We start from the raw sequence: 22,767 nt of genomic DNA, 5'->3' as shown, positions 1-22,767 counted from the left end.
AAGAATTGATGAAAATCTTGATCATTGAAGACGATTTAGCGCTAGCTAGGAGTATTTCGCATAATTTGCATGATTTAGGGCATTTTTGCGAGATCATCTCTAGCATTTCAGAGGAAAATAAAGAGCCTTATGATGTGATTTTGGTTTCTTCTAAAGTTTGCACTCAAGGGCGTTGCGAACATTTTGTGCGTTATAATTCCAAACAAATCATTATCATGATGGCTTCGCATGTCAATGAAGATGGCGTGAATAAACCCATTCAAGCGGGAGCGAGAGATTATATTCTAAAACCTTTTAAAATGGATGAATTGTTGCGTAAGATTCAATACCACAAAGCCTACCAAGAAATGACCGCTCGCCTAGGATTTTATGAAAATTACTTAGACTTTATCCATGCGGAATTGCCCTTGCCTAAAGATTTTTCTTACCGGCCGCCCTTTATCATCCACACGCCCTCTCAAGAGCTTGCGAACGCTTATTTATTGCAATACGCTAAAGAAAGGCAAATGGATTTTTCTTTTTTCTCTCTAAAGGATACCACTTGGAAAGAACTATACAAAATTAAAGACAAACTAGAACGCCCTTTTTACATCATGCATTTAGAAGAGCTTAAAAAAGATGAGCAATTGAAATTGTTAGAATTGGCCCGTTCATGCCCTATTGTTTTGTCCTATACCCATAAAGAACCCCTAGAATTTCCTAAAATTGTGAGCATTGAATGCGGCAACAAACCCCTATCTTTGTTCAGCAACCACACGACTTTCCTTTCCATTCAAGAATATGAAAGAGAAGCGATCAGGCATTTTTCTTCTACTTGCACCGATACAGAATTAGCCAACAAGCTTGGCATTAGCCGCAAAAGCCTTTGGGAAAAACGCCGGAAGTATAATTTGCCGCGCAAATAAAAGAAAATCCTTAAGCCCTGTTTTCATTGGGCGTTTGATCATAAAATGTAAAAATGCCCAAAGCGTTTTTACAATCAAAAGATCTAAAGCAAGCGATAACCTCTCAAAATTTAGCGTATTTAATGAGAATAGAGCTAATTATTATTAAAATAACTTATTATTTGCTATATATTTACTATAATAGTTTAGCCTTTAAAAAAGAGAAATTCAACTTAAGGATTAACCATTAGACAAGCGTTTAACAAGGCAAGATTCACGCATTCAAAAACCCTTTTACTAGACATTGATTGTGTTATCCCTAATATTGTTAGGCGTTTGCTCTCTAATAAAACGCTCCCTAAAAGATTCGCCGCTTGCAGCTTGCAAGAGGTGGGCATAATCTTTCTCACCACTCAAATTTTATCCATCATGCGCAAAACCCGTTGCTCTAAAACGCTTTTTTTTATCACTAGGGGCAGAGAGAGTTTCCGATACCAGCTGTGCGATCATTACAAACAAAAACGCCACCAATTTAATGAAGATTTTAGATCTCTTTTAAAAGCTCTAAAAATCGCTTTAGTGGAAAAATACCCCCTAAAAAAAGGGGCTAGGATCCAGGGCGAACATTGTTTTGAATATGAAGCCGATGATATTATCTCTTTTTACAAAAAGAAAGACCCCCAAAATTATGTGATAGCCAGCATGGATAAGGATATTTTGTATTCCAATAGAGGCTCTCATTTCAACCTCAAAACCAACGCTTTTTTTAATGTGAGTCAAAAAGAGGCTCATTTTTTTGCTTATTATCAGTGCGTTGTGGGAGATAAGGGGGATAATATTAAAGGGGTTAAAGGGATTGGTGGCTTCAATTATAAAGATTTTTTAAACGAAGACGCTAAAGAGCATGAGCTGTGGGAGCAGATTATTCAAGCGTTCAAAATTAAAGAAGATTTGAGCGATAGCGAAGCTAAAGAAAAGGCTCTTTTAAACATGCGTTTAGTCAATATGCACCAGATGACCCACCATGGCGTGATCAAACTATGGGAGCCTGAGTTTAAAAAAACTTTTTTCCCTAAAAAACCCCAAAGACCTGATTTTAAAAGAATTTCTTAAAACATTTTTATCTTTGATTTCTTAAAAAAAAAAGAAATTATCGCTTACTTTATTGCACAATCTCTTCCGCTATTGATTGCAAAGATGGTGTTTTTTAAAACAAAAACTTCCCAAAAAAGACAAAAGAACTATTTCCAAGACTTTTTCTCGTGGCTTTAGAATTGTAAGCATACACATACCCCCCACCCATATCAAAAGACAAACCCCTATAAGTCCAAACCCTAAAACTGCTCATTAAAGAATATTCTTGGTAATCCCCAAAAGCCACCATGGCATCTAAACGCACCCTTTTAGTCTTAAGCCCTAAAAAAACATAGCCTGAAATGCTAGAGTTTGCAAAATAAATCGCTGGCACGCCGGGCGCGTTGATCCCACGGCCATAGAATTTAGTCCTGTCATTAAAAGTCCATAGATAGCCCTTATTGTTTCTTGCCGGAACGATATAAAAACCCGTTCCAAAATTAAAAATTTTGTATTTAAAAGTTTGATCGATCAAAAACAAGCCGGCATTTTTAGCGTTGGTGGCAATATCAGTGTTGCCGTATTGATACATGCCATGCACTAGAGTGTGCGAAGTGAAACCCTTAGCTAAAGAAGCGTCATACTCCAACTTACCCCCCACTTGCACCAAAACATTTTGAGTGGGCAAAGGCAAGCGGGTATCCGTTAAAATAAAAGGAACCACTTTAAGATTTTCATGCCTGTATTCTGTGCCTAAAACAAACACTTCCCCCCCCACATACAAGCGTTTAGACACAGGATCATAAGACGCTAGAGCGTTTAGGGAAGTAGCGATCCTATTCCCTTGCTCTTTGTTGATTTGATGCCCATTATAAAGCATGCTATCCATAAAAATCCCAAAATAACGCATGGAATTTTGCTTAAAAGCCACAGAAACCCCTTGAATATTACCCCCTATCCAATCAAAATCCACAAAATCGGTATTGAAACGCCCTAAAGCTATTTTAAAACGCTGGTTAGTGTATTGAATATACGCATCAGAAACATCGCCAGCGCTCAAATAAGGTTTAACATTGTTAGGGTTACCAAAAAAATTCCCCAGACTGATGTAAAGGTTGGCCAAACGCTGTTTGTTATAAATATTCCAAGCTCCAATCGCTCCAATGCCAAAGGACCACCCATTGCTATAAGAAAAATCCACCCCAAGGCGTGCTAAAGCCCCCACATAGCTGTGAGGGTTTTTTTGCGTCCCTTGATTATACAATAGCCCCAAATAGCCAAAAGGTTTTACGGCGATTTCTAAAGCTTTCAAAGACAGACCATTTAAAAAAAGGATCCATAACGCTAAATAATAATATCTTTTCTTATTTTTCTTGTATTGCATTAAAAACTCATCGTGGATTTAAACTCAATATTTTAATTAAAATTCCTTTTAATTGCGCTGAAACGGGTTTAAAATCTCCATTACCTAAAAGCATTATCAATAAACTTGATTGACTAACACTAAAGATTTATGATAGTATTCTAATAAAACTATTTTAAAGGTGATCCATGAGCAAGAGCTTATACCAAACTTTAGATGTGAGCGAAAACGCCAACCAAGATGAAATCAAAAAATCCTACCGCCGTTTAGCCAGAAAATACCACCCGGATTTGAATAAAACCAAAGAAGCCGAAGAAAAATTCAAAGAAATCAACGCCGCTTATGAAATTTTAAGCGACGAAGAAAAACGCCGCCAATACGATCAGTTTGGCGACAACATGTTTGGCGGGCAGAATTTCAGCGATTTTGCCAGAAGCCGCAGCGCTAGTGAAGATTTAGACGATATTTTAAGCTCTATTTTTGGGAGAGGAGGCTTTTCGCAAAGATTTTCTCAAAATTCGCAAGGCTTTTCTGGCTTTAATTTTTCCAATTTCGCCCATGAAGATTTAGACATAACCACCACTTTAAACGTCTCTGTTTTAGACACCCTTTTAGGCAATAAAAAACAAGTGAGCATCAATAATGAAACTTTTAGCCTTAAAATCCCTATCGGCGTGGAAGAGGGCGAAAAAATCAGGGTTCGCAACAAGGGGAAAACGGGGCGAACGGGCAGGGGCGATTTGCTCTTGCAGATCCATATTGAAGAAGATGAAATTTACAGGCGCGAGAAAGACGATATTATCCAAATCTTTGATTTACCCTTAAAGACGGCTCTTTTTGGAGGGAAAATTGAAATCGCTACTTGGCATAAAACCTTAACCCTAACCATTCCCCCTAACACCAAAGCGATGCAAAAATTCCGCATCAAAGACAAAGGGATCAAAAACAGAAAAACTTCGCATGTGGGGGATTTGTATTTGCAGGCTCGTTTGATCTTGCCTAAAACGGAAACGCTTTCTAATGAGTTAAAAGCGTTATTAGAAAAAGAATTGTAAGGAGGAATCGTGTGCGATTATGATGAACCGCTTTATTTGATAAGCGTTGTGGCTAAAATCTTAGGCGTGCACCCTCAAACCTTGCGCCAATACGAAAAAGAGGGTTTGATAGAGCCTAGCAGGACTGATGGGAAAATGCGCTTGTATTCCCAACGAGATATGGACAAAATCAAAACGATTTTACGCCTTACAAGGGATATGGGGGTTAATCTAGCGGGCGTGGATATTATTTTGCGCTTAAAAGAAAAGCTTGATGAATTAGACAACCTGAATAAAGAATTGCAAGACACTCTGCACAAACACTCTAGAAACACCAAAACCCCAACGAAAAATTTAAACACCCCTACTAATTTTTATGAATTGATTTTATTTAAAAAATGAGCCTGACTTCGCTTTTAAACCCAAAAAGCCTAGAAGATTTTTTAGGCCAAGAGCATCTAATAGGCAAAGACGCCCCCTTATTTAAAGCCCTACAATCCAAACACTTCCCCCATGCCTTTTTCTATGGCCCTCCTGGCGTGGGTAAAACAAGCCTGGCTCAAATCATCGCCCGCATGCTAGAGCGCCCCATTCTTTTATTTAATGCGACGGATTTCAAATTAGAGGATTTACGCCTTAAGCTTAAAAATTACCAAAACACCCTTTTAAAACCGGTTGTTTTTATTGATGAAACCCACAGATTGAATAAAACCCAACAAGAATTTTTACTCCCCATTATGGAAAAAGATCACGCTCTAATCTTAGGGGCTAGCACGCAAGATCCCAATTACAGCCTAAGCCATGCGATCCGCTCAAGAAGTTTTATTTTTGAATTAACCCCCCTAAACAAGAGCGATTTAGACAAGCTTTGCGCTAAAGCTTTAACATTACTCAAAAAACAAATAGAGCCTAGCGCTAAAACCTATCTTTTAAACAACAGCGCTGGCGATGCTAGAGCGTTATTAAACCTTTTAGATTTGAGCGCTAAAATAGAAGATCCTATCACTTTAGAAACGCTGCAATCCTTACGGCCTCATAGCCTGAATGACGGATCTTATAGCGATGATACGCATTATAATCTTACTAGCGCACTAATTAAGTCTTTAAGAGGGAGCGATGAAAACGCTTCCATCTATTATCTGGCGCGCTTGATTGCTGGCGGGGAAAACCCGGAATTTATCGCCAGAAGGTTGGTGGTTTTTGCGAGCGAAGATATTGGTAACGCTAACCCAAACGCCCTAAATTTAGCCACTTCTTGCTTGTTTTCAGTCAAACAAATCGGCTACCCTGAAGCGCGCATCATTTTAAGCCAATGCGTGATTTATCTGGCTTGTTCGCCCAAGTCTAACACGGCCTATAGAGCGATCAATCAGGCTTTGGATTATATTCAAAAAGGCTCACTCTACCCCATTCCTAAACACCTGCTGCCTAACGCTAAAGACTACCTTTACCCGCATGATTATAACGGCTATGTCAAACAAGATTATTTGGAAAAACCCCTAGATTTGGTTTCTTCTCAAGGCATAGGGTTTGAAAAAACCCTTTTAGAATGGCTTGATAAGATAAGAAATTGATTTTATAAATTACATTAAAATGCGACAATGGTAATAAAAAATCAATATTTTTTGATTAAATTAAAATAATAATGAGTTTTATCTATGTTTCATCGCATTATTATTGTATAATAATATTCTAGTTATAAAAATCATTTTACGGATAAGGAAAATATTAGCATGAAAAGATTAGAAACTTTAGAATCTATTTTAGAGCGCTTGAGAATGTCTATCAAAAAAAACGGACTCAAAAATTCAAAACAAAGAGAAGAAGTGGTGAGCGTTTTGTATCGCAGTGGCACACACCTAAGCCCTGAAGAGATCACGCATTCTATCCGCCAAAAGGACAAAAACACCAGCATTTCTTCAGTCTATCGCATTTTGAATTTCTTAGAAAAAGAAAATTTTATCTGTGTTTTAGAGACTTCAAAAAGCGGTCGGCGCTATGAAATTGCGGCTAAAGAGCACCATGATCACATCATTTGTTTGCATTGCGGTAAGATCATTGAATTTGCAGACCCTGAAATTGAGAACCGCCAGAATGAAGTCGTTAAAAAATATCAAGCCAAGCTGATTAGCCATGACATGAAAATGTTTGTGTGGTGTAAAGAATGCCAAGAGAGTGAGCGTTAAAAGATTTTAAAAAAGAAGATTAGATAGGGTTATCTTTAATGGTTTTAAGGACTTCATTCAGGTTAAAACGCTTGAGTTTTAGATTTTTGATTTCTTCATCGCTCAAGCGTTTCCAAGTGAAGGTCTTGCCGACATACCCCCATTTATCATAGCTTGGAGTGAATTCTAAATCCCCGTTTGAATTTTGAGTGACTCTCACATAGTAGGTCTTGCCGTCATAAAAATTATACGCTTTACCGCCTTTATAAGATCGTTCTCCAACCTTAACCAAATCGCTTAAAAACACCACGCCTTTATCGCTGCGATCCCTTAATTTTGGGTTAGGGTTAAACTTGTCTTTTCTGGCTTTAGAGCCATCCGCATCAGAAATACCATAGGCATAGAACTTCCCATTATGCTCAAAAAACTCCACAAAAGAGCTTTTCATGTATAAAAATTCTTGAGTTTGATAAACTCCAGGCAACTCTACAGCCCCTAAAAAACAACAAAAAACTATAACAAGACTCACCAATTTCATAATTTTAATTTGATCAATCCTTTAGGTGCTTTAATGACCGCTTTAAAAATCGGCTCTTCCCTATATTTTTTAAAAGACTCTCCATAAAATCTCAACGCATGCGCATCGTTTTCAAAAAAAATAGCCAGCATGCCCACATCTAAACGCAAAAAAGAAGCTTCACTGACCGGCTCATAAACGATCAAATCTTTTTTTTCATCGTAAGGGTTTTTAATGGCAGCTTGATTGATACCCACCGCTTTAGCCCCCTCAACGCCTTTGACAATCAGCTGGAAATCCACATATTTTTTGTGGCTTTCAAAAAAGCCTTTCTCGCTTTCTTTGGCATGCTCTAAACAATAACTCTGCTCTATGCTAAACATGCCATGCCCTAAAGGCACTTGAAATTCTGTATTAGTAGCGAGGTTTAAAATCCTTTGATTCGCTTTACTACCCTTTTGCATGACATCTTTTAAATACTCATGCAAAATTTCTAACGCTTGTGTTTTTTTAAACAAATGCCCAAGCGAGCTTAATTCCCCAAAAATAGCCATATCCCTTTCCTTTTTATGATAAAAAGATTTAATGTTTCAGTTGCTCTAAGCGTTCTTTTTTAGTGCCAATATCAGTGATTTGAATGCCAAAATTCCCATCCACAATCACCACTTCGCCCTTAGCGATCACCTTGTCATCTACAAGAATTTCCAAAGGGTCATTCACCAATTGATCCAGCTCTACCACGCTCCCTATATCCATAGAAACCACATCTTTTAAAATCATCTTTTTTTGCCCAATGCGCACCTTAACATTCAATTTCACGTCTAAAAGCATGCTGATATTGCGGATTTCTATGTTTTCTAAAGACGCATCATGGGTTTTAATCTCTTCAGTAGCGCTCTTTGTTTTTTCTTCTTTTTCTTCTTGATGCGTTTTTTCAAATTGGCGCTCAAAAGCCACCGTAGTCAATAAAATGATTTGGCTTTCTTTGATGGCTTCCATTTTAAAAGAAAATACCATCGCTTTAGCGTAATCTTCTTTTTTAGGAAGCTCTTTAGCGATCTCAGCGTTTATAGTGGTGAAATTGAGTTTAGGGAGCAATTCTTGAGACTTCAAGCTTGTAGCGATCGCGCCAAAAATATTAGAAGCCATTTCTTTAAAAGCGTCTAAATCGTCATTATCCATTTCTTCCTTACTCGCTCCCTCACCTCCTAGCATCAAATCGCTTAAAGCGGTAACTAAAACCACCGGAGCCAGTAATTCAATAGAGCTCTCTTCTTTTTCAATCGCACTTATCACAACTCTTGCATAAGGCACGCTGATCAAACTCCCCCAAGCCTCTTCACTATTAGAAACTTCTTTTTCTAATCCCACGCTTGGAGCCTTACCCACTAACCCTTCTAAAGTAGAAACAACCTCTTGAATAAAAATTTTAATAAAATCTTGCATTTCTCACTCTTCTTCTATTTTCATAATATCGCCCACTTTGCCTCTGCGCTGTTCTTCTAGCATTTCTAAAATTTCTTTAGTGCGTTCTTTTTCGCTATAAACCACTTCTTTAATTTGAATGGTTTTCCTATACCCTTGAAACCCCACGCTCGCTAAATAACGCTTTTTTTTATGCACATACACGCTCACTTCATCATTAGCGATCTTATTTAACCGGATAGTATCCCCCACATCTAAATCTAGCATTTCTTTCAAACTCAATTCCACCGCGCCCAAAAACACCATCATATCCACGCTCACCCCGCTCAATAGTGCTTGCAATTCCTTATTACGGCTCTTTTTGGAATTCGTTTCTGAAAGCATGAAATCCCTACTCCCCATTTTAGAAAGAATGCTCTCAATGGAAATCACCGGGTAACAAATATTCATCATCCCACGACTATGCCCAATAATAATCTCTAAAACCACCATGATAGAAATTTCATTTTGAGCGACGATCTGGACCACATTCGCGCTGGATTCTTTAGCGTCAATGGTAGGAAACATCTCCACCACGGGCGACCACACTTCTTTTAAAATTTGCATCACTTGGCGTAAAATCGTATCCAATAAATTCAATTCAATATCGCTAAATTCCCTACTTTGATCATACGCGCTCCCCTTACCCCCTAATAGTCTGTCAATCATAGGGAAAGCGATGCTAGGATTGATTTCTAAAACCCCTGTTCCTCCCATAGGCTTCATGGAAAAAACATTAAAACTCGTAGGGCTAGGCAAACTCATCAAAAATTCGCCATAAGTCATTTGATCCACGCTATGGAGCTGAATTTCCACAATAGAACGCATGATAGAAGAAACTTGACTGGAAAGATTCCTAGCCATTTTATCATGGATACTCCTAAAAGAGCGCAATTGCTCCTTACTCACACGATTAGGGCGTTTGAAATCATAGAGGGTTACGCTGCGCTGCGGGATAATATCTTTTTTTTGGACATTTTGAATATCCACATTTTCATCAACGACTTCTAAAAGCGCATCAATTTCTTCTTGGCTTAAAATATCAGCCATGATCCACTCCTAAGGATTTACGCACCTTTTTAATCACTTCTTTAATGATTTGAGAAATGCGCGATTCAGTGATGCCTAAAATCTCTTTAATCTCGCTCAAATTCAACTCTTCAAAGTAATAAAGCTGGATAAGGATTTGCTCTCTTTCGCTCATTTGATTCAGCGCTTTTTGGACATGCTCTAACAACTCTTCTGCTTCAATTTTTTTAGTGATTTCATCTTGCTCAATCGCATTGAATTGTTCGTCTATTGGCACTAACGCATAAATATCTGAAGCCGTTTTGGCTTCTTTTATTTTTTCAATATTTTCGCCTAAAACTTCCGCTAAATACGCATCGCTAGGCTCTTTCCCATGCTCATTAAGGTGTTTGGTGATTTCAATATCAATGCTTTTAATCAGCTTTCTGTTGGAGCGAGAAATCACATCTAAAGAGCGCAAATAATCTAGCATCGCCCCATTGACACGAGTTTTAGCATACCCCCAAAAAGAATCGTTTAACGCGCTCTCATAACGCCTGGCTAATTTAATCAATTCTTCAGTGCCAATAGAAACCAGATCGTTAAAATCAATAGAGCTGGGCAAGCGCTCTTTCAAGCGAAACGCCATAGCGCGCACGGCCGGTAAATACTGGATAGCGAGCGCGTCTTGATGGTGGTGTTGCTGCTTATCATAGGCGTTCAAAACCTTTTCTATATTTTTTTCGCTTGTTTCGCTTGTTTGAGTTTTTTGAATTTCTTTGGGCATTCTATTTTCCATCATCAAAATCATAACTTCTAATGTATTCTAAAATATTAGCCACTTCTTTTTCTCTGTTCTTAAATTCATGGTTGAAACGAAGCAAGCTCTCTTCAGTGCCTTTTTTGTCAAAAAGACAAATATCCAAATCCGTGCAAGCGATAAAAATAGACGCAAACAACAACGCAATCAAGTATCCCCCAAGCGTGGATAACACCGTCCATAATAAAATGCTCTCTGGCTCATTGAATTTCAACACCGAAAACACTAACCCCAAAAAAAACCCTACCACAACAGAAAAATGGATAAAATTTTGCACTTTCATCAGCCTACCCCAAATAACTCAAAAGCCTTTTAAAAAAGCTTTTAAAACCTTCTTTTGGTATTTCTAAAGCGCCGGTTTCTAATTTAGAAACCAAAAGGCCCGCTATCTGATCAATGGATTGCGAAAACAAATCATTAGGGGCTATTTTTCTCAAAATTTTGCGCTCTCTCACATAGCGTTTCAATAAGGAGCTGTTTTCAATCGCTCCTAAGTAATGCAATTCTAATGAAGCGATATTGTTTTTAGCCACTTTCAACAGCCTTTCATAAGTCGCCCTGCCCTCTTTAGGTTGGGCTACCATGTTAGCGATAAGAAACAATTCATCTTTATTTTTGGAGTTGATTTTAATGCATGCATACGCATCGGTAATCGCTGAAGGATCGGGGGTGGTAACAATCACCACGCAATCGCTCGCATTCAAAAACGCTTGCGTAGTGGCTCCAATCCCAGCGCCTGTATCAATCACAATATAATCCAAAGAGCTTAAAACCCCCTCTTCATCTACGAATTGATCTAAAGCTTCTGCGCCGCTAATGTATTTTAATATTTCTTCGCCGCTATCTCCTGGAATGAGGCAAAGCCCGGGCTCAATCTCGCAAATGATTTCTTGCAATTTGGCTTCACCTTTTAAGGCGTGCAAGATATTTTTATGGGTTTTCACCCCAAAAATAACATCTAGATTCGCTAAACCAATATCCGCATCAAACACCCCTACCTTATAACCTTTCTTGTATAAAGCATAAGCTAAATTAGCGCTAATATTGGATTTCCCTACGCCTCCCTTACCGCTTGTGATAGCGATGAATTTGGTATTCCCTTTATTGTCAAAAAAACTTTTGGGGTTTTTAATATTGATCAAATTATCTAAGCGACTCGCTTGATTGTTCATGCTTGTTCCTTATTAGGGTTACTAAAGCCATCTAGCATGCAATCCACTAAATATTCATTAGTAGCCACTTTCAAATCCATAGGCACTTCTTGCCCAACAGAAAGATAGCTGATAGGCTTTTGGCTTTCATGCACTAAAGAAAACAAATTCCCTAACCCCCTACTCTCATCTAATTTCGTAAAGATTAAAGTGTCAATCCCTAACACCCCAAAAGAATCATAAATATCTTTCATGTCTTCATACTTAGTGGTAACCGAAAGCACTAAGGACACATCAATATTATAACCCCCATCTATAAATTCCTTCAAACCGGCAATTTTTTCTTTATCGTATTGCGAATGCCCTGTCGTATCCACTAGAATAAAATCGCAGTATTCCAAAGCTTCAATTTCTTTAGCAAAATCTTTAGCGTCAATCACCGCTTCTATACTCATTTTCATTTTATTAGCATACCAGCTTAATTGCTCCAAAGCCCCAATACGATAATTGTCTAAAGTGATAATGCCCACCTTGTATTTTTTCGCTAGCATCCTAGAATAGCGCGCGGCTAATTTGGCTAGAGTCGTCGTTTTCCCCACGCCTGTTGGCCCTACAAGCATTAAGATGCGTTTTTGCCTTAAATTCAAATCTTCAGGGCGGCACAAGATCATTTTGCGCAACACTTCTCTAAAATAGCGCTTGATCGTTACGGAATTTTCGCGCATGCGTAAAGGCATCAATTCCAGGCTTAATTGCATGATTTCATCTAAATGGCTGGATTTCATCCCGCTTTGTTTGGCCAATTTGTAAATTTCGGCAAATTCTTGAGGGATATTGACAGAATTAGGGTTTTTCTCATCCCAAAACATGTTTTGAATGAGTTTCAAGCTGTCTCTGATTTTGCTTAATTGCAGATTAATATCTTTAATCTCTTCTTCTTGTTTGACTTCTCTTTTTTCTCTTTCTTTTTTATGGTTGGCTTCATCTTTTAAGGCTTGCAATAAAGCGTCTTGCTTATTAGACTCTAAAGGCGTATCCTCTAATGGAGCGTCTTTGTCTAAAAGGGTCTTATTTTTTGAAAAACTATAGTTGCGCTGATTAGATGAAACCCCGGCGAGTTTGCGCATTTCTTCTACAGTGCTTGAAAGCTGCATGACCACATCTTCTTCATTCAATTCTTCATCATACAAACTTTCTGGAATAAGGGGGGCTTTAGGGGGTTTGTTTTCGCTTTCTTCTTCAACCGCTACAACGATTTCATAAAGCCCAGAAGAAGTGAGCGTTTTTTTACGGATTTCTTGGGTTTTAAACACCAGCGTATCCACCCCATGGTGGCTTTGAGCGATCTTTAAAGCTTCAGCGGCCGTTTCCCCACTATAGGTATAGAATTTCACCACTCCCCTTTTTTAAAAAGAATTTGCTGCAAAGCCAACGGCACTAACACCGAATCCCTTTCACTCCATTTAAGATGAGGTAAAGTCAAATCCTTCTGTCTTAAAATGACTTGATTGAAAGCGATAATATCAATGTCTAAAGTTCTTGGAGCGTCTTTAAAATCGTGCTTCCTTTGGCGCCCAAAGCGCCTTTCTATATAAAAAACCAGAGCGAAAAAATGGCGCAAGCTTAAAGATGTTTTAAGAATAATCGTAGCGTTATAAAAGTTAGGTTGCTTCGTGTAACCAAAAGGCGGGTTGATATAAACAGGCGAAGAAAAAATTTTCCCGATTTTACTATGATTTTTAAAATATAAAAAACAATTTTTTAATATTTTTAAAGGATTTTTAAGGTTAGATCCCAAACCTAAAACCACCCTGTTAGAAAAATCAAGCCTTTTTTTAAAAAGGCTAGGGAAAAAGCGGCTAGTAAGGATCTCTCGCATCACAAAAGCTCAGCCCTAGAATTTTTGATCACCACTAAATCTTCAATGCGCACCCCAAAAAATCCAGGGATATAAATCCCAGGCTCTACAGAAAACACCATGCCCTCTTCTAAAATGGTTTCACTGCGCGATGAAATATAGGGAAGCTCATGAATGTCTAATCCAATGCCATGCCCGGTGCTGTGAGTGAAATATTGCCCATAACCATGATCGCTAATCACTCCCCTAGCCAAGCTATCCGCTTTTTTACCGGTCATACCCGCTCTAATGCCTGAAATAGCCTTTTCTTGCGCTTCTTTCACGATGTCATAAATCTTTTGACGCTCTTTATCCTTGAAACTCTGCTCTCTTGTGAAGACAAAATCTTTAGGGTCAAAAAAGGCGGTGCGAGTCCGATCAGAGCAATAGCGTTCGTATTTGATCCCCATATCCAAAAGAATGCTATGCTCCGCTTTTAAAAAATCCTTTGCGCTAGGCAAAGCATGGGGCTTGCTCGCATTCGCATTCAAGGCTAAAATAGGCTCAAAACTCAGATCATAAACCCCCTCTTTAGTCAAAAAGTCCTTAACCTTATGCTGCAAATACCGCTCGCTCAATGACTCTTTTTCATCAAAAACCTTTTTCACATACTCAGCAAAATTTTCAAAAGCTTCAACATTCAGCGCTTGAGATTTTTTGAGGAGTTGGATTTCATGATCGTTTTTAATGATGCGTTTTTGGCGGTGGTAACTAGGCACGCCCTCTAAAGTAACCTTATCCCCAAGCACTGAATTCAAACGCTTGTAGGTTTGTAAATTCACTTGATTGGGGTCAAAAAAGAGCTTTTTAAGCGAACTTTTAACGATCAAATCAATCGCGCTTTGCACTAAATCGCTAGATTCTACCACTTCCGCTAAAACGCCATTTTTAGGCTGAATGCTTTCTTTAGCTTCTTGAGTGTAGCGAGAATCAGTGATAAAAAACGAGCGATCCTCTAATTGCAAAAACAAAGCGTTATCGCAACTATAAGCGCACTCAAAAAACATCGCATTTTCATCAAGCGTGAAATGGGCGTCTCTCTCTAATCCACTCATCAATAGCCCCCTTTTATTTTTGATTGTTAATGGGGTTATTGGGGTTGTTTTGTTGGGCTTCTTGGAACGCTTTCATTTCGGCTAAAATATTGACCATCGCCATTAAAGCCATGTTGTAACCAAGCGGGCCAAATCCCATGATCACGCCTCCACAAGCCGCTCCGGTGTAAGAATTTTTCCTAAATTCTTCTCTGGCTTGAATGTTAGTGAGATGCACTTCAATGACGGGTTTGCCCGCTAGCATGATCGCATCAGCAATCGCAATAGAAGTGTGCGAAAACGCTCCAGGGTTAATGATAATCCCTTCATAATCGCTGCCCACGCTCTCTTGGATTTTATCAATGATTTCGCCCTCAAAATTGGTTTGAAAAAACTCTAATTCCACATCTAAATTGCCTTGCTTCACGAAAGTTTGCATGATTTCATGGATTTGGTCTAAGGTTACCATGCCATAAAGTCTTGGGTCTCTGTGTCCTAACATGTTTAAATTAGGCCCTTGAATCACTAAAATTTTCATTGTTGATTTCTCCTTGTTTAATATGGAATGAGATCGCATTATAGCATAAGTTTTTATCTTGCCCCTTAAATCCCCATAAGAACGCATCACAAGAAACTACCTCTTGACTAACATTAAACCCTTTATACTAAAAAGCGCTTTTATCCTTTTTTAAAAAAACAGCCATCATGACCATTCCTACAAAAAAACTTCCCGTAATAAAGAAATCAAAGGGGTCAAACCCAATACCAAAAATAAGGTAAAAAGTGAGTGTTGTTAATATAAAGAGTGAGATTAAAGAGTTTTGCTTTATCCCGCTCCAAAAAATCTTTACAATGACTAATAAAAAAAAGAGCCAGATTAAAAAGCCTATGATGCCCCTAGTGGCTAGAACATGAATGATTTGATTGTCGTATCTTTCATAACAAAGAATCAAGTCTTTGGCTCTGTAAGAATGCGATAAAGATAAAATCTCTTCTAACCTTTGGCATTTCTCGCTAGCGGCCATACCAAAAAAGGGTCTTAAACGCAAAACCGTTAGGGCTTCTTTCCAGCGCTCCAAACGCCACCCGATACTGCTATCAGCGTCCTTTTTAGCGTAGCGTTTCAAATCTTCTTCAAAGCTTTGGTTTTGAACCCTAGATTGCTCTATTGCCCCCTTTTTTTCTAAAGCACTACTCCCCATATACAAAGCGCTCAAAATAAGACTCACAACCACCATATAACCCAATGGTTTGAGCGATTTTTTAGCGTATAAAATAAAGCAAGAAAGGATTAGAAAAGTAGCTACAAAGGCGATTGTCGCGCTCCTTGTGGCGCTTAAAATAACGACTAAAAACCCCACAAAAACAGAAAGCGTGAAAAAAAGTTTCTCTTTTTGATTTTGCGAATAAAGCGCATAAATATAACAGCCTAAAATGGAAACGCTCACTAAAACCACATACTCTTTAACCGTGCTAAACCCTTGCGCTCTGGGCATGTTAAAATAAATTTTTTGCACCAATGAAAGCAAGCCGTTGATGAAATTTGCAACAGCCATGCTGTAAAAAAGGATTTTTTGATTCAATTTGATTCTTAAACAACTGGCAAAAAGCAAGCATAACGCCCCGCAAGCATAAGTTAAGGACATGTTTAGAGCGAATAAATTGTAGCGGAAAGTTTGGCTATCATGCATGTTAAACATGTTAGGGAAGATGCTTAAAAACACGCCCCAAAAAGCCAGAGTAAGCCATTTGAAAGGCATTGTTTTTAGATGATTAATTCTAAAAGTCTCTTTCAAAGACGCTTGGAAATAACACCTAAGAAACAAAAAAACCATTAAAACAATCAACAGAACTTGAGTTAAAGGTTTTTTAAACGAAGTGAGAAAAAAAAGGGCAAAAATTAAAGTGAAAACAGAGTCCGCACTAAAAAAGGCTTTTAAACGCTCTTTCAACACAAACTCGCCATGCCCTAAAACCGATAAAAATTATCTGTCTTTAATGCCTAACTTTTCAATCAAAACCACATAACGCGCATGATCGGTGCGTTTGATGTATTTCAACAAGTTGCGTCTTTGAGCGACTAATTTTAAAAGCCCTAAACGACTGGAATGATCCTTGGGGTTAGCCTTTAAATGCTCGGTTAAAAGTTTGATCCTTTCATTCAACAACGCCACTTGCACCTCACAAGAACCCGTATCGTTTTCTTTAGTGGCAAACGCCTTAATGATTTCTTGTTTTTTCTCCAGATTCAAAGCCATAACGACCTCCTAATTGGTAATAATTTTAAAGATCGCATTATAGCGTAAAATAAGCTTTTTTGTGTCATACTCTTAAACTTTATATTATAATAAGCCTAAAAAGACAAACCACCTACCTTAAGGCATTGATTTTAGATTATGGCAAACGAACGCTCCAAATTAGCTTTTAAAAAGACTTTCCCCGTCTTTAAACGCTTCTTGCAATCCAAAGACTTAGCCCTTGTGGTCTTTGTGATAGCTATTTTAGCGATCATTATCGTGCCGTTACCGCCTTTTGTGTTGGATTTTTTACTCACGATTTCTATCGCGCTATCGGTATTGATTATTTTAATTGGGCTTTATATTGACAAACCGACTGATTTTAGTGCTTTCCCCACTTTATTGCTCATTGTAACCTTGTACCGCTTGGCCTTGAATGTGGCGACTACTAGAATGATCTTAACGCAAGGCTATAAAGGGCCTAGCGCGGTGAGCGATATTATCACGGCGTTTGGGGAATTTAGCGTGAGCGGGAATTATGTGATTGGGGCTATTATCTTTAGTATTTTAGTGCTAGTGAATTTATTAGTGGTTACTAATGGCTCTACTAGGGTTACTGAAGTGAGGGCGCGATTCGCCCTAGACGCTATGCCAGGAAAGCAAATGGCGATTGATGCGGATTTAAATTCAGGGCTTATTGATGATAAGGAAGCTAAAAAACGGCGTGCCGCTCTAAGCCAAGAAGCGGATTTTTATGGTGCGATGGATGGCGCGTCTAAATTTGTCAAAGGCGATGCGATCGCTTCTATCATTATCACGCTTATCAATATCATTGGAGGGTTTTTAGTGGGCGTGTTTCAAAGGGATATGAGTTTGAGCTTTAGCGCTAGCACTTTCACTATCCTAACCATTGGCGATGGGCTTGTAGGGCAAATCCCTGCCTTAATCATTGCGACAGCGACCGGTATTGTCGCCACTCGCACCACACAAAACGAAGAAGAAGACTTTGCTTCCAAGCTCATCACACAGCTCACCAATAAAAGCAAAACTTTAGTGATTGTGGGAGCGATTTTATTGCTTTTTGCAACCATTCCTGGACTCCCTACCTTTTCTTTAGCGTTTGTAGGGACTCTCTTCTTGTTCATCGCATGGCTGATTAGCAGGGAGGGAAAAGACGGGCTGCTCACTAAATTAGAAAATTATTTGAGTCAAAAATTCGGCTTGGACTTGAGCGAAAAACCCCACAGCTCCAAAATCAAACCCCACACCCAAACCACAAGGGCTAAAACCCAAGAAGAGCTTAAAAGAGAAGAAGAACAAGCGATTGATGAAGTGTTAAAAATTGAATTTTTAGAATTGGCTTTAGGCTATCAGCTCATCAGTCTTGCGGACATGAAACAAGGGGGCGATTTGTTAGAAAGGATTAGGGGTATTAGAAAAAAGATAGCGAGCGATTATGGTTTTTTGATGCCTCAAATCCGGATCAGGGATAATTTGCAGCTCCCCCCAACGCATTATGAAATCAAGCTTAAGGGTATTGTGATTGGTGAGGGCATGGTGATGCCAGATAAGTTTTTAGCCATGAATACCGGTTTTGTGAATAAAGAAATTGAAGGCATTCCTACTAAAGAGCCGGCTTTTGGAATGGACGCTTTATGGATTGAAACTAAAAATAAAGAAGAAGCCATTATTCAAGGCTATACCATTATTGATCCAAGCACCGTTATTGCGACGCACACCAGCGAATTAGTGAAAAAATACGCTGAAGATTTTATCACTAAAGATGAAGTGAAATCCCTTTTAGAGCGCTTGGCTAAAGACTATCCTACGATTGTAGAAGAGAGTAAAAAAATCCCCACCGGTGCGATCCGATCAGTCTTGCAAGCCTTGTTGCATGAAAAAATCCCCATTAAAGACATGCTCACTATTTTAGAAACGATTACCGATATTGCCCCATTAGTTCAAAACGATGTGAATATCTTGACCGAGCAAGTGAGGGCGAGGCTTTCTAGGGTGATCACTAACGCTTTTAAATCTGAAGACGGGCGTTTGAAATTTTTAACCTTTTCTACCGATAGCGAACAATTTTTGCTTAATAAATTGCGAGAAAATGGCACTTCTAAAAGCCTGTTGCTCAATGTGGGCGAATTGCAAAAACTCATTGAAGTGGTCTCTGAAGAGGCTATGAAAGTCTTGCAAAAAGGGATCGCTCCGGTGATTTTGATCGTAGAGCCTAATTTAAGAAAAGCCCTTTCTAATCAAATGGAGCAGGCCAGGATTGATGTGATCGTGCTAAGCCATGCTGAATTGGATCCTAACTCTAATTTTGAAGCCTTAGGCACGATCCATATTAACTTTTAATGGATAAATAATTGATAAAAAAGGAGAATGATGCAAGTTTATCACCTTTCACACATTGATTTAGACGGCTATGCATGCCAGCTTGTTTCAAAACAATTTTTTAAAAATATCCAATGCTATAACGCTAATTACGGGCGTGAAGTCTCAGCGAGGATTTATGAGATTTTAAACGCAATCGCTCAATCTAAAGAGAGTGAATTCCTTATTTTGATTAGCGATTTGAATTTGAATTTAAACGAAGCGCAGTATTTGCAAGACAAAATCCAAGAACACCGCTTGCAAAATAGAAACATCCAAATCCAGCTTCTAGATCACCATATCAGCGGTAAGGAAGTGGCTGAGAGTTTCCATTGGTATTTTTTAGACACGAACCGCTGCGCGACTAAAATCGTGTATGAGTTTTTGAAAAAGCATTACGCTATTTTAGAGCCAAAAAACACAACATGGCTAGAGCCTTTGGTGGAAATGGTCAATTCTGTGGATATTTGGGACACGCAAGGTTATGGCTTTGAATTAGGCAAGGTGTGTATGCGCATGATTAACCAAAGCTCTGAATTGAATCGTTTCATGTTTGATGATGAGAACCGCAATTATAAATTAAAGCTTTTAGAAGAAGTTAAAAACTATTTGTTTTTAGAAAATGCCCCTGTAGCTTATGATAATGATTTGTTCAAACTTAAAAAAATCGCTTTGGGGGGTGATCCTGATACAGAAACGATGGACAATATCTCTTCAAACGCGCAAACGCATTTGCTCTCTTTAAAAAAGCATGATTGCAGCGTTTATTACCAGGATAAAAAAGGGTTTTTAAGTTATTCTATGGGGGGTATTAGCGTGTTGGCTAACCTTTTTTTAACGCAAAATCCAGATTTTGATTTTTATATGGATGTGAATTCTAAAGGGAATGTGAGCTTAAGAGCGAATGGGAATTGCGATGTGTGCGAACTCAGTCAAATGTGTTTTAATGGGGGAGGGCATAGGAATGCGAGCGGAGGCAAGATTGATGGCTTTAGAGAGAGTTTTAATTATAGGGATATTAAAGAACAAATTGAAGAAATCTTTAATAACGCTTAAAAATAAGCTGTTTGTAAAAAGCTATCAAAAACTAAAAAGAGTTTAAAAACTCTTTTTGGAAAGTTTAAAAATTTTCATTCCATCGTTTTATGGCAAAAACTCATTTTTTAAGAGAATAAGGAATATTTTAAAATAATTCTCCCCCTACAAATCTCCAACTAAACCCCCTAACCCCCCAAAAGACCGCTTAAAAATCCATCGCTTGATTAAAATCAAGCTCTTTTAATAATTTGATTGTAAAGAATGCTTTTAACATTCTTTAAGTTTTATAGTCAATATTTGACAGAGCCAAAGTTTGCATTTTTGTGTTTTGATAGGTATTTAGATCCATGAATTGATGCAAATCTATTTTAGTGTTTTTTAACCAAAATACCCTACCAATCGCAGATAAAACGATTATGCCCCTAGCTAAACACCAACATGATATGAGTGTCTCTACTATCGTTATTAAAATATCTGATTTTACCCACTCCACACCCTCATTCTAATCTATTTTTAGCCAAAACCACGGAATTTATTCTTCACACGCCGGTTTTGGGTAGCAAAAACGATAACCTCTGCGCCTTACGGTTTCAACCGTGGAAATCCCTAAGGGTTTATCCATTTTTTGGCGGATTTGATTGATAGCCACTTCAATGACATTAGGGGTAACCATTTCAGGCTCTTCCCAAATAGCGTCTAAAAGCTGTTCTTTGGAGACGATTTGATCCCTATGTCTGGCAAGATGGGTGAGCACTTCAAAAGGCTTGCCTTTAACCTCAACTTCACGCCCCTTGTAAATAATCTTTTCTTCATCGGGGCTAATAGTCAAATCCCCAATTTCAATCACATTAGAGCCCCAAAATCTCAAACGAGCCTCAATCCTTGCAACTAAAGCCTTAATGCTGCGATAAGGTTTAGCGATGTAATCGTCCGCGCCTTGCTCAAACGCATGGACTTCTTCCTCGCTTGTAGGGTTATCCGAAGAAACTAAAACAACAATAGAAGAATGCTTTTCTTTGATTCTAGAAACAAAACTTAAAGCATTTTTATCGCTAACCATAACCAAGTCATAATTCCTAATATCCATAAGATATTCCCCATCCTCCAAACTCTCTGTTACATCAGCCATAAAGCCTTTAACATTTAAGCCCTTTTCAATTTCTCCACCCAAAACAGAATTTTTTTCAATCAGTAGAACGCGCATGGTGTATGACTCCTGCATTTAAGAGTAATTCAGGCACTGATTATATCATAAATTTTAAATTAGTTTAAGAAAATATTAATAAAAGTTATCGCTTGATCAAAATCAAGCCCTTGATTATTGGTTGTAAAAAATGCCTTTGAGCGTTTTTATGGATAATTTTTAAAATCATTTGCTAAAAATCACCATTTTATTGTATAATTACAAATCCAACCATTCCTTATGGTTTGGTTGGCACCGCTAAGACTAAAGGGTCACCTCCCCCTCCTTTCCCTTTGTCTTGGCGGTTGTTTTTTATCCTTGTTTAATTCTCATTTTTAACCGCTTGATTAAGATTTTGTTTAACTAAGCTTGATTTTTAGGTAAAAGCCTAAGGTATGCGATCTCGCTAGGGGCTAAAAACCTTAAAGGAACACCCCAATACCCTGCCCCACTGCTCACATAAATTTGAGTGGTGTCGCTGTGCTTGTATAAACCATATAAATAGGTTTGCGCCAGCTTGACTAAAAGGCTAAAGGGAAAGATTTGCCCCGCATGGGTATGCCCTGAAAGCACTAAATCTACAGAATGGCTTTCTTTGAGACTTCTAATTTGTTTGGGCTGGTGGGCTAAAAGGATTGTGGGCTGACTCTCATTGCGCTTTTTTAAAGCTTTGTCAATATCAGGGGCAAAATTTTGATGCTTTCGTGCGAAATAATCATACACGCCGCACAAGTTGATCCCCCCTAGATTCACGCACTCATTCCCTAAAATCGTTAAATTAAGCGTGTCAAGAAACGATAAAATCGGCTCTATGCCATGATAATACTCATGATTTCCTGGCACATAAAAAGTGCCATGCACGCTTTTAAGGTTGTTTAAGGGCAGTAAAAAAGATTTGACTTTTTCAATGTTTTCATCCACTAAATCCCCCCCAATCAGCACCATATCCACTTCTTTTTGATTGACTTCTTCTACAATGTAATCAACAAAATCTTTTTGCAACAAACTCCCCACATGCATGTCTGTGAGTAAAATAATCTTTAATTCTTTATCCAGTTTGTCTAAATAAATAGGGGTTTCTTTGATTTTAGGGCGGGCCAACCCTTCATAAAACCCGCGCCAAAAATACCCCAATAACGCCAGATAAAACCCCAATTTTAAAAAATTTTTTAAACTTTTACGCCTTGAATGCAAAAAATCTATTTTTTCTATGGAGTAGGAAAACCCGTAAAAACTTAAAGAAAGGATAAAAACAATAAAAGTTACAAACGAACACGCCGAAGTCAAAACAAACAAATGGCTAGGCATGGTATTTCTATAAAAAGCAAAAGCCGCCTCGCCCGCACTCAAAAGGATAAAAAACCCTAAATAAGCGTGTTGAGAGATTTTCTTTAAGGTTAAAAACGATTTTAACATCCTAAAAGAACTATAATTCAAAAGACACAAAACCAATAAAAACGCTATGGAGATCAGCATACCACCCTTTTGTAGTCATAATGTTCTACTATATTAGCATATT

At 38.3% G+C, this 22,767-nt stretch carries 24 protein-coding genes; 8 read left to right on the top strand and 16 right to left on the bottom strand.

The window, feature by feature from the left end:
* Nucleotides 1-8: 8 nt before the first annotated feature.
* Together P6280_RS03915 and P6280_RS03910 are read left to right on the top strand one after the other, a co-directional pair.
* Nucleotides 9-905: an OriC activity response regulator gene (locus P6280_RS03915; RefSeq protein WP_000697549.1), complete on the top strand. Its 897-nt coding sequence runs from the start codon at nt 9-11 to the stop codon at nt 903-905.
* Nucleotides 906-1,130: 225 nt separating this feature from the next.
* Nucleotides 1,131-1,997, top strand: a complete 867-nt coding sequence (locus P6280_RS03910) for a 5'-3' exonuclease (protein ID WP_073503596.1) — start codon at nt 1,131-1,133, stop codon at nt 1,995-1,997.
* A gap of 94 nt (nt 1,998-2,091) precedes the next feature.
* Here the strand turns inward: P6280_RS03910 and P6280_RS03905 are convergent, their stop codons facing one another.
* Complete coding sequence (locus P6280_RS03905) at nt 2,092-3,342, bottom strand: hypothetical protein (protein WP_283237048.1); 1,251 nt, start codon at nt 3,340-3,342, stop codon at nt 2,092-2,094.
* A gap of 167 nt (nt 3,343-3,509) precedes the next feature.
* Here P6280_RS03905 and P6280_RS03900 point away from each other — a divergent pair, with 167 nt between their 5' ends.
* The 4 genes from P6280_RS03900 to fur all read left to right on the top strand — a co-directional run bounded on the left by P6280_RS03900 (nt 3,510) and on the right by fur (nt 6,541).
* Nucleotides 3,510-4,376, top strand: coding sequence for a DnaJ C-terminal domain-containing protein (locus tag P6280_RS03900; RefSeq protein ID WP_283237047.1), 867 nt, complete (start codon nt 3,510-3,512; stop codon nt 4,374-4,376).
* A 9-nt stretch (nt 4,377-4,385) separates the two neighbouring features.
* On the top strand, nt 4,386-4,757 hold the full coding sequence (locus P6280_RS03895) for a heat shock protein transcriptional repressor HspR (RefSeq protein ID WP_283237046.1): 372 nt from the start codon (nt 4,386-4,388) through the stop codon (nt 4,755-4,757).
* Nucleotides 4,754-5,929, top strand: coding sequence for a replication-associated recombination protein A (locus P6280_RS03890; protein WP_096464494.1), 1,176 nt, complete (start codon nt 4,754-4,756; stop codon nt 5,927-5,929). Before P6280_RS03895 ends, P6280_RS03890 begins: the two co-directional genes overlap by 4 nt.
* A 159-nt stretch (nt 5,930-6,088) precedes the next feature.
* A complete protein-coding gene (fur, locus tag P6280_RS03885; protein WP_000824997.1) occupies nt 6,089-6,541 on the top strand; it encodes a ferric iron uptake transcriptional regulator in 453 nt (150 codons plus the stop codon).
* Between the two features lie 19 nt (nt 6,542-6,560).
* On the opposite strand, the gene P6280_RS03880 is transcribed toward fur, so the two are convergent.
* The 13 genes from P6280_RS03880 to rpsO form a co-directional block, all read right to left on the bottom strand.
* Nucleotides 6,561-7,058, bottom strand: a complete 498-nt coding sequence (locus P6280_RS03880; protein WP_121296793.1) for a DUF2147 domain-containing protein — start codon at nt 7,056-7,058, stop codon at nt 6,561-6,563.
* Nucleotides 7,055-7,591, bottom strand: a complete 537-nt coding sequence (locus P6280_RS03875; RefSeq protein ID WP_283237045.1) for a NanQ anomerase/TabA/YiaL family protein — start codon at nt 7,589-7,591, stop codon at nt 7,055-7,057. The genes P6280_RS03880 and P6280_RS03875 overlap by 4 nt, the downstream gene beginning before the upstream one ends.
* A 28-nt stretch (nt 7,592-7,619) precedes the next feature.
* Nucleotides 7,620-8,483: a flagellar motor switch protein FliY gene (gene fliY / locus P6280_RS03870; RefSeq protein ID WP_283237044.1), complete on the bottom strand. Its 864-nt coding sequence runs from the start codon at nt 8,481-8,483 to the stop codon at nt 7,620-7,622.
* Between the two features lie 3 nt (nt 8,484-8,486).
* Nucleotides 8,487-9,551: a flagellar motor switch protein FliM gene (gene fliM / locus P6280_RS03865; RefSeq protein ID WP_001919332.1), complete on the bottom strand. Its 1,065-nt coding sequence runs from the start codon at nt 9,549-9,551 to the stop codon at nt 8,487-8,489.
* Nucleotides 9,544-10,320 carry an RNA polymerase sigma factor FliA gene (locus P6280_RS03860; protein ID WP_000602378.1) on the bottom strand — a complete coding sequence of 259 codons (777 nt, stop codon included), beginning with the start codon at nt 10,318-10,320 and terminating at the stop codon, nt 9,544-9,546. The genes fliM and P6280_RS03860 overlap by 8 nt, the downstream gene beginning before the upstream one ends.
* A complete protein-coding gene (locus P6280_RS03855; protein WP_000867999.1) occupies nt 10,298-10,612 on the bottom strand; it encodes a hypothetical protein in 315 nt (104 codons plus the stop codon). Before P6280_RS03855 ends, P6280_RS03860 begins: the two co-directional genes overlap by 23 nt.
* 4 nt (nt 10,613-10,616) lie before the next feature.
* A complete protein-coding gene (ylxH, locus tag P6280_RS03850) occupies nt 10,617-11,501 on the bottom strand; it encodes a flagellum site-determining protein YlxH (protein WP_001064442.1) in 885 nt (294 codons plus the stop codon).
* Nucleotides 11,498-12,874 carry a flagellar biosynthesis GTPase FlhF gene (gene flhF / locus P6280_RS03845; RefSeq protein WP_283237043.1) on the bottom strand — a complete coding sequence of 459 codons (1,377 nt, stop codon included), beginning with the start codon at nt 12,872-12,874 and terminating at the stop codon, nt 11,498-11,500. The genes ylxH and flhF overlap by 4 nt, the downstream gene beginning before the upstream one ends.
* A complete protein-coding gene (gene folK, locus P6280_RS03840; RefSeq protein ID WP_283237042.1) occupies nt 12,871-13,359 on the bottom strand; it encodes a 2-amino-4-hydroxy-6-hydroxymethyldihydropteridine diphosphokinase in 489 nt (162 codons plus the stop codon). The genes flhF and folK overlap by 4 nt, the downstream gene beginning before the upstream one ends.
* Entirely contained in the window at nt 13,359-14,432 is a 1,074-nt protein-coding gene (locus P6280_RS03835; protein ID WP_283237041.1) for an aminopeptidase, read from the bottom strand. Before P6280_RS03835 ends, folK begins: the two co-directional genes overlap by 1 nt.
* Before the next feature lie 13 nt (nt 14,433-14,445).
* On the bottom strand, nt 14,446-14,949 hold the full coding sequence (gene aroQ / locus P6280_RS03830) for a type II 3-dehydroquinate dehydratase (RefSeq protein ID WP_000699289.1): 504 nt from the start codon (nt 14,947-14,949) through the stop codon (nt 14,446-14,448).
* 127 nt (nt 14,950-15,076) lie between these two features.
* Nucleotides 15,077-16,366 (bottom strand): O-antigen ligase family protein, encoded by a 1,290-nt coding sequence (locus tag P6280_RS03825; RefSeq protein ID WP_120918566.1) that lies wholly within the window; start codon nt 16,364-16,366, stop codon nt 15,077-15,079.
* 30 nt (nt 16,367-16,396) lie between these two features.
* Nucleotides 16,397-16,669 carry a 30S ribosomal protein S15 gene (rpsO, locus tag P6280_RS03820; RefSeq protein WP_001207116.1) on the bottom strand — a complete coding sequence of 91 codons (273 nt, stop codon included), beginning with the start codon at nt 16,667-16,669 and terminating at the stop codon, nt 16,397-16,399.
* Between the two features lie 138 nt (nt 16,670-16,807).
* Between rpsO and flhA the strand changes: the two genes are divergently transcribed.
* Together flhA and P6280_RS03810 are read left to right on the top strand one after the other, a co-directional pair.
* Nucleotides 16,808-19,009, top strand: a complete 2,202-nt coding sequence (gene flhA, locus P6280_RS03815; protein WP_001262900.1) for a flagellar biosynthesis protein FlhA — start codon at nt 16,808-16,810, stop codon at nt 19,007-19,009.
* A gap of 30 nt (nt 19,010-19,039) precedes the next feature.
* A complete protein-coding gene (locus tag P6280_RS03810) occupies nt 19,040-20,083 on the top strand; it encodes a 3',5'-cyclic-nucleotide phosphodiesterase (RefSeq protein WP_283237040.1) in 1,044 nt (347 codons plus the stop codon).
* A 514-nt stretch (nt 20,084-20,597) separates the two neighbouring features.
* Here P6280_RS03810 and hsrA read toward each other — a convergent pair.
* A complete protein-coding gene (hsrA, locus tag P6280_RS03805) occupies nt 20,598-21,269 on the bottom strand; it encodes a response regulator-like transcription factor HsrA (RefSeq protein ID WP_001264984.1) in 672 nt (223 codons plus the stop codon).
* A gap of 342 nt (nt 21,270-21,611) precedes the next feature.
* Complete coding sequence (locus tag P6280_RS03800; protein ID WP_283237039.1) at nt 21,612-22,724, bottom strand: metallophosphoesterase; 1,113 nt, start codon at nt 22,722-22,724, stop codon at nt 21,612-21,614.
* Nucleotides 22,725-22,767: the final 43 nt, after the last annotated feature.

This window comes from Helicobacter sp. 219-2 (genome assembly GCF_030053225.1).
GTDB classification, from domain to species: Bacteria; Campylobacterota; Campylobacteria; order Campylobacterales; family Helicobacteraceae; genus Helicobacter; species Helicobacter pylori_C.
Note: the sequence above shows the minus strand (reverse complement) of the source record. Positions and strands in the feature narration are given on the sequence as shown.

Coding starts and splice junctions, on each gene's coding strand:
- P6280_RS03890 (WP_096464494.1), top strand. CDS start 4,754: ATGAGCCTGACTTCGCTTTTAAACCCAAAAAGCCTAGAAGATTTTTTA.
- flhA (WP_001262900.1), top strand. CDS start 16,808: ATGGCAAACGAACGCTCCAAATTAGCTTTTAAAAAGACTTTCCCCGTC.
- P6280_RS03855 (WP_000867999.1), bottom strand. CDS start 10,612: ATGAAAGTGCAAAATTTTATCCATTTTTCTGTTGTGGTAGGGTTTTTT.
- fur (WP_000824997.1), top strand. CDS start 6,089: ATGAAAAGATTAGAAACTTTAGAATCTATTTTAGAGCGCTTGAGAATG.
- ylxH (WP_001064442.1), bottom strand. CDS start 11,501: ATGAACAATCAAGCGAGTCGCTTAGATAATTTGATCAATATTAAAAAC.
- P6280_RS03835 (WP_283237041.1), bottom strand. CDS start 14,432: ATGAGTGGATTAGAGAGAGACGCCCATTTCACGCTTGATGAAAATGCG.
- fliM (WP_001919332.1), bottom strand. CDS start 9,551: ATGGCTGATATTTTAAGCCAAGAAGAAATTGATGCGCTTTTAGAAGTC.
- P6280_RS03905 (WP_283237048.1), bottom strand. CDS start 3,342: ATGCAATACAAGAAAAATAAGAAAAGATATTATTATTTAGCGTTATGG.
- P6280_RS03860 (WP_000602378.1), bottom strand. CDS start 10,320: ATGATTTTGATGATGGAAAATAGAATGCCCAAAGAAATTCAAAAAACT.
- P6280_RS03800 (WP_283237039.1), bottom strand. CDS start 22,724: ATGCTGATCTCCATAGCGTTTTTATTGGTTTTGTGTCTTTTGAATTAT.
- folK (WP_283237042.1), bottom strand. CDS start 13,359: ATGCGAGAGATCCTTACTAGCCGCTTTTTCCCTAGCCTTTTTAAAAAA.
- hsrA (WP_001264984.1), bottom strand. CDS start 21,269: ATGCGCGTTCTACTGATTGAAAAAAATTCTGTTTTGGGTGGAGAAATT.
- P6280_RS03880 (WP_121296793.1), bottom strand. CDS start 7,058: ATGAAATTGGTGAGTCTTGTTATAGTTTTTTGTTGTTTTTTAGGGGCT.
- fliY (WP_283237044.1), bottom strand. CDS start 8,483: ATGCAAGATTTTATTAAAATTTTTATTCAAGAGGTTGTTTCTACTTTA.
- P6280_RS03875 (WP_283237045.1), bottom strand. CDS start 7,591: ATGGCTATTTTTGGGGAATTAAGCTCGCTTGGGCATTTGTTTAAAAAA.
- P6280_RS03900 (WP_283237047.1), top strand. CDS start 3,510: ATGAGCAAGAGCTTATACCAAACTTTAGATGTGAGCGAAAACGCCAAC.
- aroQ (WP_000699289.1), bottom strand. CDS start 14,949: ATGAAAATTTTAGTGATTCAAGGGCCTAATTTAAACATGTTAGGACAC.
- rpsO (WP_001207116.1), bottom strand. CDS start 16,669: ATGGCTTTGAATCTGGAGAAAAAACAAGAAATCATTAAGGCGTTTGCC.
- P6280_RS03915 (WP_000697549.1), top strand. CDS start 9: ATGAAAATCTTGATCATTGAAGACGATTTAGCGCTAGCTAGGAGTATT.
- P6280_RS03810 (WP_283237040.1), top strand. CDS start 19,040: ATGCAAGTTTATCACCTTTCACACATTGATTTAGACGGCTATGCATGC.